General features: G+C 63.5%; 11 protein-coding genes. 6 read left to right on the top strand and 5 right to left on the bottom strand.

The window, feature by feature from the left end:
- The first annotated feature begins 20 nt into the window (after nt 1-20).
- Both ACFT1A_RS20940 and ACFT1A_RS20945 read left to right on the top strand, forming a co-directional pair.
- Nucleotides 21-1361: a S1 family peptidase gene (locus ACFT1A_RS20940; protein WP_347871605.1), complete on the top strand. Its 1341-nt coding sequence runs from the start codon at nt 21-23 to the stop codon at nt 1359-1361.
- Between the two features lie 225 nt (nt 1362-1586).
- Nucleotides 1587-2897, top strand: coding sequence for a S1 family peptidase (locus ACFT1A_RS20945; protein ID WP_378448576.1), 1311 nt, complete (start codon nt 1587-1589; stop codon nt 2895-2897).
- A 79-nt stretch (nt 2898-2976) separates the two neighbouring features.
- On the opposite strand, the gene ACFT1A_RS20950 is transcribed toward ACFT1A_RS20945, so the two are convergent.
- A complete protein-coding gene (locus ACFT1A_RS20950; RefSeq protein ID WP_378448577.1) occupies nt 2977-3627 on the bottom strand; it encodes an ammonium transporter in 651 nt (216 codons plus the stop codon).
- 359 nt (nt 3628-3986) lie between these two features.
- Between ACFT1A_RS20950 and ACFT1A_RS20955 the strand changes: the two genes are divergently transcribed.
- Entirely contained in the window at nt 3987-7169 is a 3183-nt protein-coding gene (locus tag ACFT1A_RS20955) for a (Fe-S)-binding protein (RefSeq protein WP_378448578.1), read from the top strand.
- A gap of 174 nt (nt 7170-7343) precedes the next feature.
- On the opposite strand, the gene ACFT1A_RS20960 is transcribed toward ACFT1A_RS20955, so the two are convergent.
- On the bottom strand, nt 7344-7799 hold the full coding sequence (locus tag ACFT1A_RS20960) for a hypothetical protein (RefSeq protein ID WP_378448579.1): 456 nt from the start codon (nt 7797-7799) through the stop codon (nt 7344-7346).
- 40 nt (nt 7800-7839) lie between these two features.
- A complete protein-coding gene (locus ACFT1A_RS20965) occupies nt 7840-9018 on the bottom strand; it encodes a DUF6745 domain-containing protein (RefSeq protein ID WP_378448580.1) in 1179 nt (392 codons plus the stop codon).
- A 244-nt stretch (nt 9019-9262) separates the two neighbouring features.
- Here ACFT1A_RS20965 and ACFT1A_RS20970 point away from each other — a divergent pair, with 244 nt between their 5' ends.
- Nucleotides 9263-10189, top strand: a complete 927-nt coding sequence (locus ACFT1A_RS20970; protein ID WP_378448711.1) for a hypothetical protein — start codon at nt 9263-9265, stop codon at nt 10187-10189.
- On the opposite strand, the gene ACFT1A_RS20975 is transcribed toward ACFT1A_RS20970, so the two are convergent.
- Complete coding sequence (locus ACFT1A_RS20975; protein ID WP_378448581.1) at nt 10179-12116, bottom strand: prolyl oligopeptidase family serine peptidase; 1938 nt, start codon at nt 12114-12116, stop codon at nt 10179-10181. The genes ACFT1A_RS20970 and ACFT1A_RS20975 overlap by 11 nt on opposite strands.
- 99 nt (nt 12117-12215) lie before the next feature.
- Between ACFT1A_RS20975 and ACFT1A_RS20980 the strand changes: the two genes are divergently transcribed.
- Both ACFT1A_RS20980 and ACFT1A_RS20985 read left to right on the top strand, forming a co-directional pair.
- Complete coding sequence (locus ACFT1A_RS20980) at nt 12216-13469, top strand: pyridoxal phosphate-dependent aminotransferase (RefSeq protein ID WP_019747413.1); 1254 nt, start codon at nt 12216-12218, stop codon at nt 13467-13469.
- A gap of 561 nt (nt 13470-14030) precedes the next feature.
- The gene (locus tag ACFT1A_RS20985) at nt 14031-15293 is read left to right on the top strand and encodes a YibE/F family protein (RefSeq protein ID WP_378448582.1); all 1263 of its coding nucleotides are present in this window, start codon (nt 14031-14033) and stop codon (nt 15291-15293) included.
- Between the two features lie 11 nt (nt 15294-15304).
- On the opposite strand, the gene ACFT1A_RS20990 is transcribed toward ACFT1A_RS20985, so the two are convergent.
- Complete coding sequence (locus tag ACFT1A_RS20990; protein ID WP_378448583.1) at nt 15305-16984, bottom strand: Hsp70 family protein; 1680 nt, start codon at nt 16982-16984, stop codon at nt 15305-15307.
- Between the last annotated feature and the right edge of the window lie 99 nt (nt 16985-17083).

Here is a 17083-nt window from a genome sequence, read left to right on the forward strand (position 1 = left end):
CGGGGACTTGAAGGGATTTCATGCGTAACTCGTTGGCGATCCGCACCGCTGTGGTCGGCGCCTCGGCACTACTGCTCGCAGCTCCATTCATCACGACAGCATCGGCAGAGCCCGCCTCCGACACGCATGTCGAACAGCTCGAAGCCGACCAGCTTCCGGCTGAGCTCGTCGAGGCGATCACACGCGATCTGAAGATCTCCCCGCAGGAGTATCTGGACCGCGCTGCCAAAGCTCAGGAGCTCGGTGCGTACGCCCAGGATTTCAAGTCCGAGCGCCCCGGCGACTACGCCGGCTCGTGGATGGGACTCGACGGTCAACCCGTCGTAGCCGTCACCACCACCGAAGCTGCACGCATCGCCGCCGACGACGGTTACCGCACGCACGTCGCCCCGGTCTCCGCCGACACTCTCGAGAAGACACTGGCCGACGTCAACGGATGGATTGCCGGGCTGCCCAAGGAAATTTCACGCGCAGTCAATTCGGCGACTATCGACGTCCTGAACAACCAGGTTGTCATCGACGTCGCGAACAGCCCCGTCGGGCAGGCGCTCAATCTTCCGACCCTGCTCGAGAACACCAAGATCGTTCTCAGCCCGGACGGTGGCGGATCGGTTGATCCCCGGGCACTCGGCGGCGACACGTACATCACGTCGACGGGCCCCATTCGCGAGACGCCGACCGAGAACATCTCGGTCTGCTCGTTCGGGTTCAACGCCGTCGACAATCAGAACAACGCACTCAATATCAGTGCGGGACACTGCAATCCGGCCGAGGGTTCGAAGTCGCCGGTCTACCTGCCGAATCACGCGAACGTCGACGACAGTCAATTGATTGGCGCCTTCTCACAGTCTTCCGTCGGCAACAACGCCGGCGATCTCGATTACTCGGTCATCAAGTTCGACCAGTCGGGCATCGACGCCGGCCTCGATCGCGCTGCCGTCCGCGGCGCCAACGGCACCACCCTCGCGATCACCGGAACAGCACGTCCCGTGATCGGTGCCCCCATCTGCAAGTCGGGCCAGACGTCGTCCTTCACCTGTGGCGTCGTGGCGGCGGATCGAGTCGAAACACAGCTGGTCATGGCCGACGGAGATTCGCGAACCGTCCGCGGTTTCGCCGGTACCGCGTGCACCCTCGCCGGCGACAGTGGCGGCGCCATCGTCTCCGGAACCTTGGCGCTGGGCATCACCAGCGGCTCGAACAGCAGCGGCGCCCCCAGTTGCAACGAAGCGAACCTGGTACTGGCAACCTCGGGTGGAACCTCGAATCTCGGTATTCCGGTCGGAGACATTCTCGACGCGGCAGATCGCGCATCCGGTGGCGGTGTCGGTTCCGGAATCCGCGTTCGCACTGCGGGTTGACCAAGCCCTGAGCTACTCACTGTGCCCGCCGATCCGTTTCTCGATCGGCGGGCACAGTGTTGTCGGCGGTCGGAGTCACCGCTGCGCGCTTGTGTAACGGGTGGGATTAGTGCGTTCGAACCCATATAGTCATGGTCGACTGTGATCGGCTCACCACAAGTCCGTGAGCCGTATCCGTGTGCTCCCAGGGGGGTGGTACGCGGTCAACGAAGTGGAAAGGCCCTCATGCGAAGCTCCATCGCACGTCGTGCCGCAGTGTTCGGTTCGGCCGCGCTGCTGCTCCTCGGACCGATTACCGCGGTCGCGAACGCAGAACCGAACGAATCCGGGGTATCCGATCAGGCAGCCCATCTGCCCGTCGAACTCGCCGAAGCTCTACAGCATGACTTGGCGCTGACGCCCGACCAGTTCGTCTCGCGTTCCGAGCTCGCGCAGAAGCTCGCCGAGTTCGCCGCCATCGCGCGCGTCCAGTTCCCCGACTCCTTTGCCGGTGTCTGGCTCGACGACCTCGGCAAGGGCGTCGTCGCTCTCGCTGACGGTCGAGACAAGGACGCCGCCCGCGAGGCCGCCGAGAAGGCAGGCTTCGAGGTCAAGGACGTCGCTCAGAGCGAACAGGCTCTGCAGGGTCAGCTCTCGGCGCTCAACACGTGGCTCGATTCGCAGCCTGCCGAGGTCGCTGACCTCGTGCGTGGCATTGCCGTCGACGTAGTCGGCAACGGAGTCGCCCTCACGGCCGATCCTGCCGCCGGCATCGAATTGCCTGAATTCCTGCAGCGGACAGTTGTGCACACCGCTGCTCCGCTATTGGTTCCCCCGATCGTCGCGGACCTCATCCCCGCAACCGGATCCGCCACCGGCGACGCCGCACTGGGCGGAGACGCCTTCGGCGCAACCTCCGGCAACACCGGGCTGCGTTGTTCGTTCGGCTTCAACGGCACCGACGGTTCAGGACGCACGGTCAACATCAGCGCCGGCCACTGTGATCCCAACCGCGCCGCCGCCGGCACCTCGAACTCCAGCCAGGTCTTCCCGATGGTGAACAACCAGACCGGACCCCGGGTCGGAAACTTCGCCAAGAGCAGCTTCGACGGACGCGACTACTCGATCATCAACATCGACGACAACGCGAAGTACCGCTTCGAGAACAACAGCGTGCGGGTCCCGTTCAACCGCTCGGTCAACATCACCGGTACCGCCGATCCTGTTGTGGGAGCCCCGGTCTGCAAGGCAGGGTCGACCACAGGCTTCAGCTGCGGCGTCGTCACCGGCGTCAACCGCGTCGCCAAGGTTTTGGATCACACCCTCGACAACGGCTTCACCACCAACATCTGCGTCCTGCAGGGTGACAGCGGTGGCCCCATCGTGTCCGGAACGCTGGCAGTGGGCATCACGAGTGCCTCCAACGTCGCCACCTCTCCCCTGTGCGAGATCGCTCAGGCCGAGACATTGTTCGGACAGGAAGCACCGACGCAGTACGCGACGCCGATCAACGACATCCTCGCCGCCAACCCAGGCCTGAAGGTTCGCGACTACTGATCACACGCATTCCTCGAGACAGCAAAACGGGCGCCACACCTTCTGAAGGTGTGGCGCCCGTTTCGGCGTTCGTGACGTTCTACTGGAAGAGAGTTGTTCCAGCCGGAGCGTTCAGAACCTTGATCAGGTCCAAGCCCGCGACGACGGCGGTTCCGCCGCCGGCGAGGATGGTACCGGCGACTCCACCGATACCGGCCCCTGTGACAAAGCCGGGCAGGCAGCCGACGACCAGGCCGGCCAGACCCACGATGCAACCGATGACCGCCCCGACGATCGTGCCGGTGAGGCTACCGATCTGCGTGGCAAGCCCGAGCTGTGACTGGAACTTCTCGATGGCCTTCTGATCCTCGTCAGGCGAAGCGACCGGGGTGAACTCGGCAGCGACCGGCTTCGGCTTGGAACTGGCCGGATCCAGGTTCGGCTTGAGGGTGAGGGTCTTGCCGTCCTCACTGATGGTCTCGTCGAACGGGAACTGAACGTCGCCGAGGTTGAACGCGAGCGGCAGGCTCACGAGAGTTGCGCCCTGGCTGTTCTGCAGGTCGACGTGTGTTCCGTCACCGGATACGCGGAATGCCCCGGCATCGATGGTGGTGACGACAGCCTGGTCGACGACCTCGGCGGTGTAAGAAACGTCGGGTGACCTCTCCGGAGCTGCGTAAGAAGTACCTGCAGCGATGCCCGTAGCGGCAATGGTCATCGCTGCGACGGCCGCAGCTTTACGAATGAACATTTTCAATCCTCCCCGGGATCGGGCGGGCGCAAGTCGATGACTCACACCACCCGTTTCCCCTGTGCGTGACGGGCGTAACGATAACAGCCGGTCGGTTGTCCTCACCTGCTCGGAACCCGAGTTAGGGCTGCCTGACAGATGGACACCTGATGGGCACCGCCTAACGTGACGACCAGACATGTCTGCGTCTGGCCAAGCCCGTCGGACGCAGAAGATTGATCTCTCCAGGCCACGAGCGGTTACCAGCCGGTACCTACAGGCTGGTAATGCTAGTTACTGGCGGGTAACATAACGCAGGTTAGTATCAGTGGGCTGTCCCGAGGTGGCCGACGCGTCGCCCTGAAACGAAAGGCCGCGACATGAATGCCCTGACGATTACGTTGGGCACGATTGGTGCACTGCTGAGCTTGGTGTGTTGGTACATCTTCCTCTCAGGTGCATTGAGGATGTTCAACACCGTGCGCATCGGCCAGTCGGCACCCGATCGATGGCGCCCGTTCTTCCCTCGCTTCAAGCAGATGATCATCGAGTTCATCGCGCACACGCGCATGAACAAGTTCCGCAGCGTCGGCTGGGCCCACTGGCTCGTCATGGTCGGCTTCCTCGGCGGATTCCTGCTGTGGTTCGAGGCTTACGGCCAGACGTTCAACCCCGAGTTCCACTGGCCCATCTTCGGTAACACGTGGGCGTGGCACCTGTGGGACGAGATCCTCGGCCTGGGCACCGTCATCGGTATCACCACGCTGATCGTGATCCGTCAGCTCAACCACCCGCGTCTGCCCGCGCGCCTGTCCCGTTTCGGCGGCTCCAACTTCAAGGCTGCCTACGTCATCGAAGGCATCGTCCTGCTCGAGGGCCTGGGCATGATCATGGTCAAGGCCGGCAAGATCGCGACCTACGGCCACGCCAACCCGTGGACCGACTTCTTCACCATGCAGGTCGCGAAACTGCTTCCCGCCAGCCCCGTCATGATCTCGGTGTTCGCGTTCGTCAAACTGATGACCGGCATGATCTGGCTCGCGATCGTGGGCCGCAACATCACCTGGGGCGTCGCGTGGCACCGCTTCTCGGCGTTCTTCAACATCTACTTCAAGCGTGAAGACGACGGCACCGTCGCCCTCGGCGCCGCGAAGCCCATGATGTCCAAGGGCAAAGCCCTCACCATGGACAACGTCGACCCCGACACCGACACCCTCGGCGCCGGAAACATAGAAGACTTCTCCTGGAAGGGCTGGCTCGACTTCACCACCTGCACCGAGTGCGGGCGTTGCCAGTCCCAGTGCCCCGCGTGGAACACCGGAAAGCCGCTCTCCCCCAAGTTGCTCATCATGTCGCTGCGTGACCACGGCTATGCCAAGGCCCCGTATCTGTTGGCCGGTGGACGCAAGGACATGGGCGGCGACGAGATCGGTCTCGTCGACGCCGAAGGCAACGTCAAGGAAGCCGCCCTCGCCGCGATCCCGGAAGCCGCTCGACTCGAGGCCGACCGCAAGCTCGTCGGTGAGACCGTCGAAGGTGAGATGGCCCCGGTCATCGACGCCGAAACCCTGTGGAGCTGCACCAACTGCGGCGCCTGCGTCGAACAGTGCCCCGTCGACATCGAACACGTCGACCACATCATCGACATGCGTCGCTACCAGGTCCTCATCGAATCGGAGTTCCCCTCCGAGCTCGCCGGCCTGTTCAAGAACCTCGAGAACAAGGGCAACCCCTGGGGTCAGAACTCCAAGGACCGTCTCAACTGGATCAACGAGATGGACTTCGAGATCCCCGTCTTCGGCAAGGATGCCGACAGCTTCGAGGACTACGAGTACCTCTTCTGGGTCGGCTGCGCCGGTGCCTACGAAGACCGTGCCAAGAAGACCACCAAGGCCGTTGCCGAGCTCCTCGCCACCGCGGGAGTGAAGTTCATGGTTCTCGGCGCCGACGAAACCTGCACCGGCGACTCCGCTCGTCGTGCCGGCAACGAGTTCTTGTTCCAGCAGCTCGCGATGCAGAACATCGAGATGCTCAACTCCGTCTTCGACGGTATCGAGAAAAAGAAGCGCAAGATCGTCGTCACCTGTGCGCACTGCTTCAACGCCCTCGGCAACGAGTACCCGGAGGTGGGCGGCGACTACGAGGTCGTGCACCACACCCAGCTGCTCAACCGTCTGGTGCGCCAGAAGAAGCTGATTCCCGTTGCATCCGTGAGCGAAGACGTCACCTACCACGACCCGTGCTTCCTCGGACGCCACAACAAGGTCTACGACGCTCCTCGTGAACTCATGGAAGCCTCCGGCGCCAAGCTCGTCGAAATGCCGCGTCACGGTGAACGTTCCATGTGCTGTGGTGCCGGTGGCGCCCGCATGTGGATGGAAGAGAACATCGGCAAGCGCATCAACGTCGACCGCGTCGACGAAGCGCTCTCCACCAACCCCAAGAAGATCGCCACGGGTTGCCCGTTCTGCCGCGTCATGCTCACCGACGGCGTCACTGCCCGCCAGGAGCAAGGCCAGGGCGAAGGCGTCGAGGTTGTCGATGTCGCACAGCTGATGCTCAACTCCGTCACCCGCCTCGAACCCGCCAAGCTCACCGAGAACATCAAGGTGATCCCGCGGGAGAAGGCACCGGTCGCTGCTGAGGCAAAGGCCGAAACCGTCGAGCAGGATCGGGTCGCCGAAGTCGAGGAAGCAGCCGCGACGCCGGAAGCCAAGGCTGCGCCCGCCGGCAAGGGCCTTGCCATGAAGGGCCTTGCCAAGGCACCCGGAGCGAAAGCTCCCGGCGCCAAGGCACCCGGCAAGGGACTCGGAATGGCGGGCGGGGCAAAGGCTCCCGGCGCCAAGAAGGCAGCTCCTGCCGAAGCCGACGCAGCTCCCGCTGCCGAAGCCGCAGCACCCGCCGCACCGGCGGCAAAGCCCAAGGGTCTCGGTCTTGCGGGCGGAGCCAAGGCTCCCGGTGGCAAGGGACTGCAGATGAAGGGCGCCGCCAAGGCACCCGGAGCCAAGGCTGCGGCCGCACCGGCAGCGGAAGCTCCCGCTGCTGAGGCTGCTGCACCCGAAGCTGCTGCACCCGTCGCCAAGCCGAAGGGTCTGGGCCTGGCGTCCGGCGCCAAGGCTCCCGGCGGCAAGGGACTGCAGATGAAGGGCGGGGCCAAGGCGCCTGGCGCGAAGGCAGCCCCTGCTTCTGAAGCACCTGCCGCTGCGCCCGAAGCACCCGCCGCTGCACCTGCTGCACCTGCAGAGGCTCCGGCCGCTGAGGCGGAAGCCCCGAAGGCTCCACCGGTCGCCAAGGCCGGCGGACTCGGATTCAAGTCGGGTGCAAAGGCTCCCGGTGCTCGGAAGGCAGCCCCCGCTGCAGCCCCGGCGCCGGCAGCGCAGGCACCGGCTGCGGAGGCACCGGCTGCGGAGGCCGAACCCGTGAAGGCAGAAGCACCTGCCGAAGCACCTGCTGAGGCGTCCGCACCCGCGGAAGCTCCGGCACCTGCTGCCGCGCCGCCCGCCCCCAAGGCAGGCGGACTCGGATTCAAGGCCGGCGCAAAGGCTCCCGGCCGCAAGAAGTAGACGCACCACCTGCGAATGCCCTCACCGTCATGGTGGGGGCATTCGCATTTGTATGGGAGCGCCTAGCCGACCGAACACCCTTTCCCTCGACCCAACACACCGTGCAGCACGCGGAAACCGGTGCTCGCCCTACGCAAGTGGTGCTCACTCCCCCGCCAACTCGAGGTCGGCGTGTCAATCAGCGACAAGCATCACCGCACCACGCGCCCGCCCGACACCCCTTTCCTGCTGCCGTCCGATGACGTAACGCCCCGGAGCGATGCCGGTCGCGCCGTGCTCCGGATGGATGAGGTACGCGGTCACCCGGGTGTCGAGCACGCCGAGCGCAAGGCCCCGAGCATCTTTCACCGGTGTCGACCAGGTGCACTCCCCTGCGTCTGCAACCAAGCTGTGCGGGTTCCCGCCCGCCGCGCTCCGCAGCAGTTCCACTCCGGAGAGCGGAACGTTCACGGATCGAGTCCACGGCAGAGGCGCGACGATGTTTGCAAGCAGCGAGAACGGGATCACGATGAGATCGCCCTGTGCCTGAAGACCGTCGACCACAGGAATGGACACTTCCTTGTCGAGATAGTCGAAGACATCGAGGCCGGTGAGGGTGGTAAGAGCGGACAAGGTCATGTTCGAGTTCATAAGTATCACCTGGGGTTTGAGGTTGGGGTGCGTTTGACGTTCAGGTTCGGCGAACGAGGCGTGCATAGTCGGCACCGGTGATGCCGTAGGTCCATCCGGCGGCATCCATCGCGGACGTGAACCATCCCGTTACGTGAAGTCCGTATCGCCGCCGACGCCCATCGCGTTCGAGAGAGCCGTTGACCGCGAGTAGGATTCGCCCACTTCGGCCCCAGCCTTCCGGTGACGCGTAGAGCTGAAGGAGACAACCTGCATTGCCGGGATCGTCAGTTTCGTCGACCAGTGTCAGTCCGGCAATCTCGATGTAGGTATCCCAGCCGATGCGCTCGATCGCACATCGGCGGATCTCGACATTGCGCTCCTGCGCGATCCGTTCGGCGGTCGGGTCGAGCACCACCCAGTCGGGAACGATCGCCCCGTGCAGAACGAACGCATTTGTGCCGTCGTCGAATTCGATTGCGGGGGAATCAGAATGGTGCAACCGCCGCGCTCCCTGCGCGCTGCCCGGAATCGGTTCGGCATGTAAGGCAGTGGGTCGTTCAGCCATGATGCACACAGTGTCGAACGCCCACCACCACCCGGTAGAGTCAGCCAGCGCCGTTTGCACGTCCAGAAGCTCACGATCTTCCGACTCGAATGTCGCAAGACCATATCGGCGGAACGTGTCGTAGTACGCGATTCGATGGGCTTCTTGCTGTCCGTACCAGGTCACCCTGCCGGCCACCGGGGTCAACATCGTTCGTATCGCAGCTGCGACGCCGTCGAACAGCGTGGTGTGCAACGATTCCCAAACGGACGCCCTGATCAGGCGCTCCCTCTGCCGGCGTTCTATCTGCCAGCCAGTTCTCCGACATTCGATTCGCGCGTCCATGCGTCGGCGCGATGCCGCAAACATGCTCGCGATATACCCAGATGCGCAGTCGAGTCCGGTGCCGTCCAAGGACATCTTGGTCGACAGTCCTTCGGTGACGATCAGATCCGAACCGGCACGGGGAGACGAAACCCAGACGAACTCCGGTTTCGGGAGTCCGGACCGCCGATACAGTTGCGCGACAGAGGATTCTGCGGTGTTTCGATCAGCTGGACGAGTACACAATCCGCGTTCGAGCCAAACGTCGCGGATCTTTTCCAGGGCCAGACTGTCTTCATCGAAGAGATTGAAGTTCTCGGGCAATGTCGCTCGACGTGATCCCGACGAGCGAATCGGTGCGGCGCTCACGCGACGGTGGCGGTGTCCGCCTTTCCTGTAGTCATAGTTCTACAGCGTGGCACGCGAACGCTCCGAACGCAAGGAACACCCGGGCGCAACGTCGAGAACCGGCCACCGTTTCCGTCTACTCAACACCCCCTCCAACGGGATCAAACCGGTTCGCACTGTGGACAAGTGGTGCTCACTCGAACTTATCCACAACCTCCGGATCAGCACTTCCCTCTCGTCGCCACGTGCACCAAGATCGATCGACATGGGGGAACAGGCACATATCATCCGCAGGCCGGACCAACTTTCGATCGGTCGCACCGATGCCGAGATCCGGCAGGCCTGCGCCAGTGGAACCTGGGCGAGAATCCATCGTGGTGCGTACGTGGACAGCGGCCACCTGTCCCGCCTCGACGCCTACGGACGACATCGATTGCGGACCGAGGCCGTGGCCTGCGCCGCTTCACCCGGTGCCACTGTCAGCCACATCTCGGCTGCGGTTCTGCACGGTTTCGAACTCTGGAACACTCCGCTCGAGGTCGTCCACCTGTCCCGGAACCGGCGAGGTGGTGGCCGAAAGTCCGCTCGACGTCACGTGCACTCGACATCGCTGACGGACAACGAGATCACCGAAGTCGATGGTCTGCGCGTCACGACTCCGGCTCGCACCGTTGCCGATCTCGCCAGAGTGCTGCCTTTCGAACAGGCTCTCGTGCTTGGTAATTCAGCACTGCACCGGTCATCTTTGACGACGGAAGCGCTTACGGACTCGATTGCGCTCAGCCCGAACCACCCGCGACATCGACACGCGCTCCACGCCCTCGCTGCGATGGACTCCCGTATCGAAAGCGTCGGCGAATCACGCAGCCTCGCGCTGTTCATCCGCGAGCACTTGCCGCTCCCCGAGCCACAGGTCGAAATCCACGACGCTCGCGGGCTGGTCGGTCGCGTCGACTTCCTGTGGCGTGAACAGTGCACTGTCGGAGAGTTCGACGGTCGCATCAAGTACGGCCGACTGGTGCCCGCCGGTCGCAGCGCCGAGGACGTGCTCTGGAACGAGAAACTCCGCGAAGACCGGCTCCGTGACGCAGGTTGGCAGGTCGCGAGGTGGACCTGGTCCGACCTGTCGACTCCGTCGGTCGTGGCAGGTCGGATCACGGCGGCCTTCTCGCGCGGGCCGGTCAGGTACTAGCCGGCTCCCACAGCTCCAGTGCCGGAATGCCGGGTGGGGTGAATCCTAGTACCTGCCCGTAGAAGGACAACTCGGCGTTACGTGAGCTGATGATGGTCGACTGCTTGCGGAATCCGTGAGATTCACCCTCGTAGGCCAGGTACGCGTGCGGAATGCCCTTGGACACCAGGGCATCTCGGAATCGCTCCGCCTGCGAGGGTGGCACGATCGGATCGTCGAGACCCTGGAGCAGCAACACCGGGCAGTTCAACCCGTCGACGTTGTTGAGCGGAGCACGTTCCGCGTACAGGTCGGCAGATTCCGGCAACGGTCCGATCAAACCGTCGACGTAGCGCGATTCGAAATCGTGAGTTTCCTGCACAAACAGGTCCAGTTCGGCCACGCCGAAATAGGAAGCACCACAAGCGAACACATCGGAAGTTGTCAGTGCGGCCAGAACAGTCCATCCGCCGGCCGATCCGCCCTCGATGGCAAGGCGGGCCGGATCGGCAAGTCCCTGCTCGGCCAACCCGGTGACGGCGGTGACGACATCCTGCACGTCGACGACGCCCCACTGTCCGCGCAGTCGGTTGCGATACTCACGTCCGTAACCGGTCGACCCTCCGTAATTCACGTCGACGACGCCGATTCCGCGGCTGGTGAAGAAGGCGTAGACGAGGTTCAGTGCCGGTGCAACGTGTGCCGTCGGGCCGCCGTGAACAAATGCGACGTACGGCGGCAGTTCACCGTCGAGACCTTTGTATCGCGGACTGCGCGGCGGATATGCGACGGCATGCACTTCTCGCCCCTGTCCGTGGGCGACGACGGCCCGCGCTTCCGGAAGATAGGCGGACTCGGGCAATTCTTCGACCGAAGAACGGATTTCTTCGAGTTCGCCGGTACCGAGGTTCAATTCACGTAGCGCACCCGCCAGCTTTGCTCCGCCCGAGGTGAGCAGCAGCCGGTCTCCACGGACCTGCATGAGGCCGATGCTGGTGACGCCAGGGATCGCGATGTCGCGCAGTTCTCCCGACGCCGGGTCGAGTACCGCCAGTGTGTCGGTTCCCACGGTGCGTGCGGTGAGAAGTTGTCCGTTCTCGAGTTCGACGAACCAGCGCGCGCCGAACCGCCATTGCGGCCCACCGAAATCCGCATCCGTCGGGCAGATCGGGGTGATCTCGGCGCCGACGCGATAGATGTTCCACCATCCGCTGCGGTCACTGATCGCATAGAGCTCGTCATCGGTGATCCACTCCGGTTGCAGGACAGACTCTTCGGGTCCACCGACCAGCACAGAATACGCTTGCGCGACGCCGTCGACGAGTGGAGCAACCCGTAGTTCGGTACCGTCCCAGGGCATTTGGGGATGATTCCACGCGATCCAGGCGATCTTGGTTCCACTCGGCGAAAGCCTCGGCGAGGAGAGGAAATCGGAGCCGCCGACGATCGAGCGAATGTCACCGGAGCTGTCCAGCGGAATCGCACAGATGTCGCGGGTGATCGTCCCGTCATCAGCGTGCGCTTCCCGAACCGCCCACACTTCGCCGTTCACGATCTGCAGATCCGCGTACCGCAGCGCGGCCGGCGACGCCGGCTCTGGCGTCAGAGCCCGCGGAGTGACGCCGTCGAGGACGTACACACGTTGATCGGAGAATTCACTGAAGACCAGCTTCCCGGACTCCGTGACGGTCCAGGCGCCACCGCCGTACTCGTGAACCCTGGTCCGCGCGTTCCACGGCGCGGGGAGAATGTCGATGGGTTGGTTGTCGAGACCAGACCGACGAATCGACGTCCGACCGCTCTCGGTCGGCCGGAGTTCGGCCCACCAGATCTCGTCGCCGACGTATCGTCCGCCCTCGACGGGGTGCCCGCCTGCAGCGAGATCAGCTGCTGTGATCGGCGACGTCCACGATCCGTACGGGGCTGCAATCTGCTCGCTCGGGGTCATCGCTCGACAATAGCCAACGGGTCGTGCGACGCGGTCCCCGACAATGCGCTTGCACAGTCCCCGACAATGCACTTGCACAGTGGTGGGATCATGTAACTCGTGAGCACACCAGAACCCGTCCGCCATCGTCAGCCGCAGCGCGAGCTGGAGCAGTCGTCGAAGCTCCAGAACGTCCTGTACGAAATCCGTGGACCGGTGCACGCGCATGCCGCCCGGTTGGAGGCGGAAGGGCACCGGATCCTCAAGCTCAACATCGGCAACCCGGCACCGTTCGGTTTCGATGCTCCCGATGTGATCATGCGGGACATGATTGCTGCTCTGCCCTATGCGCAGGGCTATTCGGAATCCAAGGGCATTCTGTCGGCGCGGCGCGCGATCGTGACGCGATACGAGCTGGTTCCCGGCTTCCCCGAGCTCGACGTCGACAACATCTACCTCGGCAACGGTGTTTCCGAGCTGATCACGATGACCATGCAGGCCCTCCTCAACAACGGCGACGAGGTGCTGATCCCAGCGCCGGACTACCCGTTGTGGACCGCGATGACGAGCTTGTCCGGCGGCACCCCCGTCCACTATCTCTGCGACGAGGCCAACGACTGGAATCCCGACATCGCCGATATCGAATCCAAGATCACCGACAAGACGAAGGCTCTCCTCGTCATCAACCCGAACAATCCCACGGGTGCGGTCTACTCGATGGAGGTTCTGCAGCAGTTGGTCGATCTGGCGCGCAAGCATCAGCTTCTGCTCCTCGCTGACGAGATCTACGACAAGATCCTCTACGACGACGCAAAGCACATCTCGCTGGCGACTCTTGCCCCTGATCTGTTGTGCCTGACTTTCAACGGCCTCTCGAAGGCCTACCGTGTCGCGGGCTACCGCTCCGGCTGGGTGGCGATCACCGGGCCGAAGGATCATGCGGCCGGCTTCCTCGAGGGGCTCGATCTCCTGGCGTCGACGCGGCTGTGCCCCAATGTTCCCGGACAGCACGCCATTCAGGTCGCCCTCGGCGGACATCAGAGCATCGAGGACCTGATCCTGCCGGGCGGCCGCCTGCTCGAGCAGCGCGACGTCGCTTGGGAACGACTGAACATGATTCCTGGTGTCTCGTGCGTGAAGCCTCGCGGCGCGCTCTACGCGTTCCCTCGTCTGGATCCGAACGTCTACGAGATCCACGACGACGAGAAGTTGGTTCAGGACCTGCTTCTCCAGGAGAAGATCCTGATGGTTCAGGGCACCGGGTTCAATTGGCCGAACCACGATCATCTTCGGATCGTGACCCTTCCGTGGGCCCGAGATCTTGCCGTGGCCATCGAGCGATTCGGCAACTTCCTCACCAGTTACAAGCAGTAGATTCTCCGGTCGAATCCGGGCGAAATCGAGTAAACAATTCGTTGTACAAATGCCCCGTAAACGTAAAACGGCGGGGCATTTGTGCGACCTTGGTCACATATTTCGCAAACCATGCGGTTTGATTGACACTTTAACTATTTAGTGACCTGCCCTGATGTGAAAACGGTCCAACCGGTACGTGATTCGTTGTGAAATTGGTAGTTGGACAACGCGCCAAATCGGTTTGAAATTGGGTACATTAGTTATCAGCACTTCGGTGCCGCGAGCACCTGGTATCCCTCCCCCCCCTGTGGATACCAGGTTGGTGGCGGGGACAACCCCCCCTGTTCCCCGCCACCCAGCTCGACCAATCCCAGTTTCACTCTCCGGTACTTCTCTCCCGGATATTTCCTGTGCCGACACTGCCGTTGATCGGTACTGCCGTTGTTCGACACGGCCGTTGTTCGATACTGCCGTGTTCGCCACTGCCGTTGATCGACACTGTCTTCAGAAGCTGACCATTCGCTTCGGAGCCGATAACATTGCACCGGTGCAAATCCCCAGTCCGACACTCCGTTTCCGATGAGTCACGGCCACGGCCACGGCGGACCCATCCAGATCGGGCCCACCGCATCCCGCGTCGTCATCGGCTTGCTCGTCGTCATCGGCATGGTCGTCGTCGCGGCAGCAATCGCACTGTGGCCCGACAAGAACTCTTTTCCCGTCCCGCTCCCGTTTCAGAACGCCGACGGCAGTTCGGTGGAAACCGAGGCGGGCACGGTCACGATGCAGGACCTCGGTGACTGCGGAAGCTCCTCCGCCGGAAGGGTATTCGTGGGTGCACCGCAACCGCCGCCCACCTCTGCCTATCAATGTCAGCGAAGTATCGTCGATATCGAATCCGGGCCTAACGCCGGAACAAAGACATTGCTCGAGGTCATTCCAGGTGCCGGTCAGCCGGACCTTCGCGTGGGTGACCACATTCGACTCGTGCGTCAGACGGACCCGAACGGCAATACGCAGTACTCCTTCGAGGACTATTCGCGTGGACTCCCGCTGGCGCTGATCGTCATCGCGTTTGCCGTCGTCATCATCGCCGTTGCGCGGTGGCGCGGATTGCGCGCACTCGTCGGCCTGGTGATCGCCTTCGGCGTTGTCGTCGGATTTCTCCTCCCCGCCTTACTGGACGGCAAGCCTGCAATACCCGTTGCACTGGTCGCCGGGGCGGTGATCTTGTACGCAGTTCTCTATCTGGCGCACGGCGTCTCATTGAAAACCAGTTCGGCATTGCTGGGCACCCTCGCCGCGATGGTGCTCGCTGCCGTTCTCTCCTACCTCTGTATCGAACTGACTCATCTCACCGGACTGTCCGAAGAGCAGAACACCAATGTTCAGACGTACATCGAGCACATAGACATCACCGGCCTGCTGTTGGCGGGATTCATCATCGGCTCGCTGGGCGTTCTCAACGACGTCACCATCACCCAGGCATCCTCGGCGTTCGAGTTGGCCGAACTCGACAAACATGCGTCCCGCCGAAAAGTCTTCAGCGGTGCGATGCGGGTTGGACGCGATCACATCGCCAGCACGGTCTATACCCTGGTTCTCGCGTACGCGGGCGGGGCGCTGCCGCTGCTGCTGCTCTTCAGTGTCAGCGGGCGCCCACTTCAGGACGTTTTGGTCGGTGATGCCGTCGCGATCGAAATCGTACGGTCCGCGGTCGGCGGAATAGCTCTGGCGCTTTCGGTTCCGCTCACCACTGCCATCGCCGTGATTCTCGCGCGGCCACCCGGCAGTGCGGTCCAAGCCGGTTCGACTTCAGGTGGACGCCACTCCAAACGCTGAGAAACCTGGCCTCAGAGTCCAGGAATCGGCGGGAGGACCGGCAACAGAATCGGCGGCAGTCCGGGAATGTAGATCGCGGGCGGCGGAGGCGCAGGTGCGGGTGCCGGCGGCACGTAGGTGTCCTGCACAACCGGCGGCGCCTCGACGACGGGTGGGGCTTCCTCGGTCGTCGTCGGAGGCGGCGTCGTTGTGGACGGCGGCGGCGGAGTAGTCGTGGTCGTCGGGGCCGGGGTGGTCACCTCGGTTGCCACAGGCCCAGCTTGCTCGGAGTCTCCGAAGACCTTTCCTCCATAGCCCAACCCCAACCCGACAATGACGACTGCCGCGATCACACCCGCCCCGAGGCCTGCAAAACGCAGTGGATTCCTCGGCTCGGTGGACGTGGTTCCCACAGTCTGGGTTCCGGAGAGCCACGACGGGTGTGCGGTTCCTGCTCCGACTCCCTCGTCTTCGCGCACTGCCGAGTACGCCTGGGCGTCAACCATCACGGCCTCGGTATCGGCGTCCCGCTCGGCCCCGAACCCGTCCGTGGCCGGTCCACTGTCAGCGACGACAAAATCTGCACTCTGGTCGGATCGTTGCTCGTGCCGGTTCGGTCGCGGCTGCGGCAGTTCCGCAGCGTATGGACTCGAGATCTGTTCCTGTGGAACAGACTTCGCCTCGACAGCAACCTCCGGCACGGCTTTCGGTCGCTCCGATTCGGGAAGGGTCGCGACCCCTCCATGGCTGAACGCCTGCACCGGGACGGGCACTTCTGCCGGTGTGTGAATCGGATAAGGCGCGAAGATCGGCGCCACCGCGGGGACCTGAACCGGCGCGGCGACAAGGCGTGACGACGGCGCCATGGACAACTCCGCGATCAGCGCAGCGCCCTGCGCTGTCACCAGTTCGGGCTGCTCGGGCGCGATGACGGGGCAATCCAGCCACGCCGCGAGAGTCGCTCGCACGATCGGGATGCGCGCGCCGCCGCCGATGAGGACAATCGCGTCCGGGTTGCGGCCGGACGTTGCGACGACCTCTCGGATTTCTCGCGCGAAAGTCTCCACCGACGTGACGACCAATGAATCGAAAACTTCCCGCGACAACAAGAGAAGTCCACCAGGGCCGGGCAGGCACACCGCGCTCCGGGTGGACAGCTGTTCCTTGGCAAGTCGGCATCGCGACTGCAGTTCGGAGTCGCCGTCCGGGTCGGCCGGCGTCGCAATTCGGCGACGCACGGTCTGGTCGGAGTAGACGAGGTCGTCGAAGTGGTCTCCACTGACCCGAGTCGACCGAGCGGTCACGACGGTCGATCTCGTATGCCTGTCCACAACGCTGATCGTCGATCCAGAACTACCCATGTCGACGACGACGAGCGTGCTCTGATCGGTCAGTGCGCCGGGTTCCTCGAGCATCCGGAGCGTCGCTGATACTTCGGGCACCAACGCGAAGTTGTCGATGCCTTTCTGTTCGAACGCGGACTGGAGTGCACCGGCTTGCGCTTGATCGCGGTAGACGACAACCGTATGGCTGCTGAGTTCGGCATTCTCGGACAACGCCACCCGGGTCGCTTCTGCAGCGATGTCCTCCGGGACGTCCCGCCCCCGATCAACCGATCTCGATCGAAACACCGGACCGCTGTGGTCGGGCGTCCCCGGGCGCGCCAAACGCACAGCGCTGGCTCCCACCGTCACGCCCAAAACCAAGTTCATGATCCACCTTCGTCGACCGTGGACGGGTCCTGTCAGCAGACCCCGTCATTCCCCGGCCGGAAGTCTACCCACTAGGGATGGGCCGCGAGGTTCGCGCGT

The organism is Rhodococcus sp. NPDC057135 (assembly GCF_042670865.1).
Lineage (GTDB): Bacteria > Actinomycetota > Actinomycetes > Mycobacteriales > Mycobacteriaceae > Rhodococcus_F.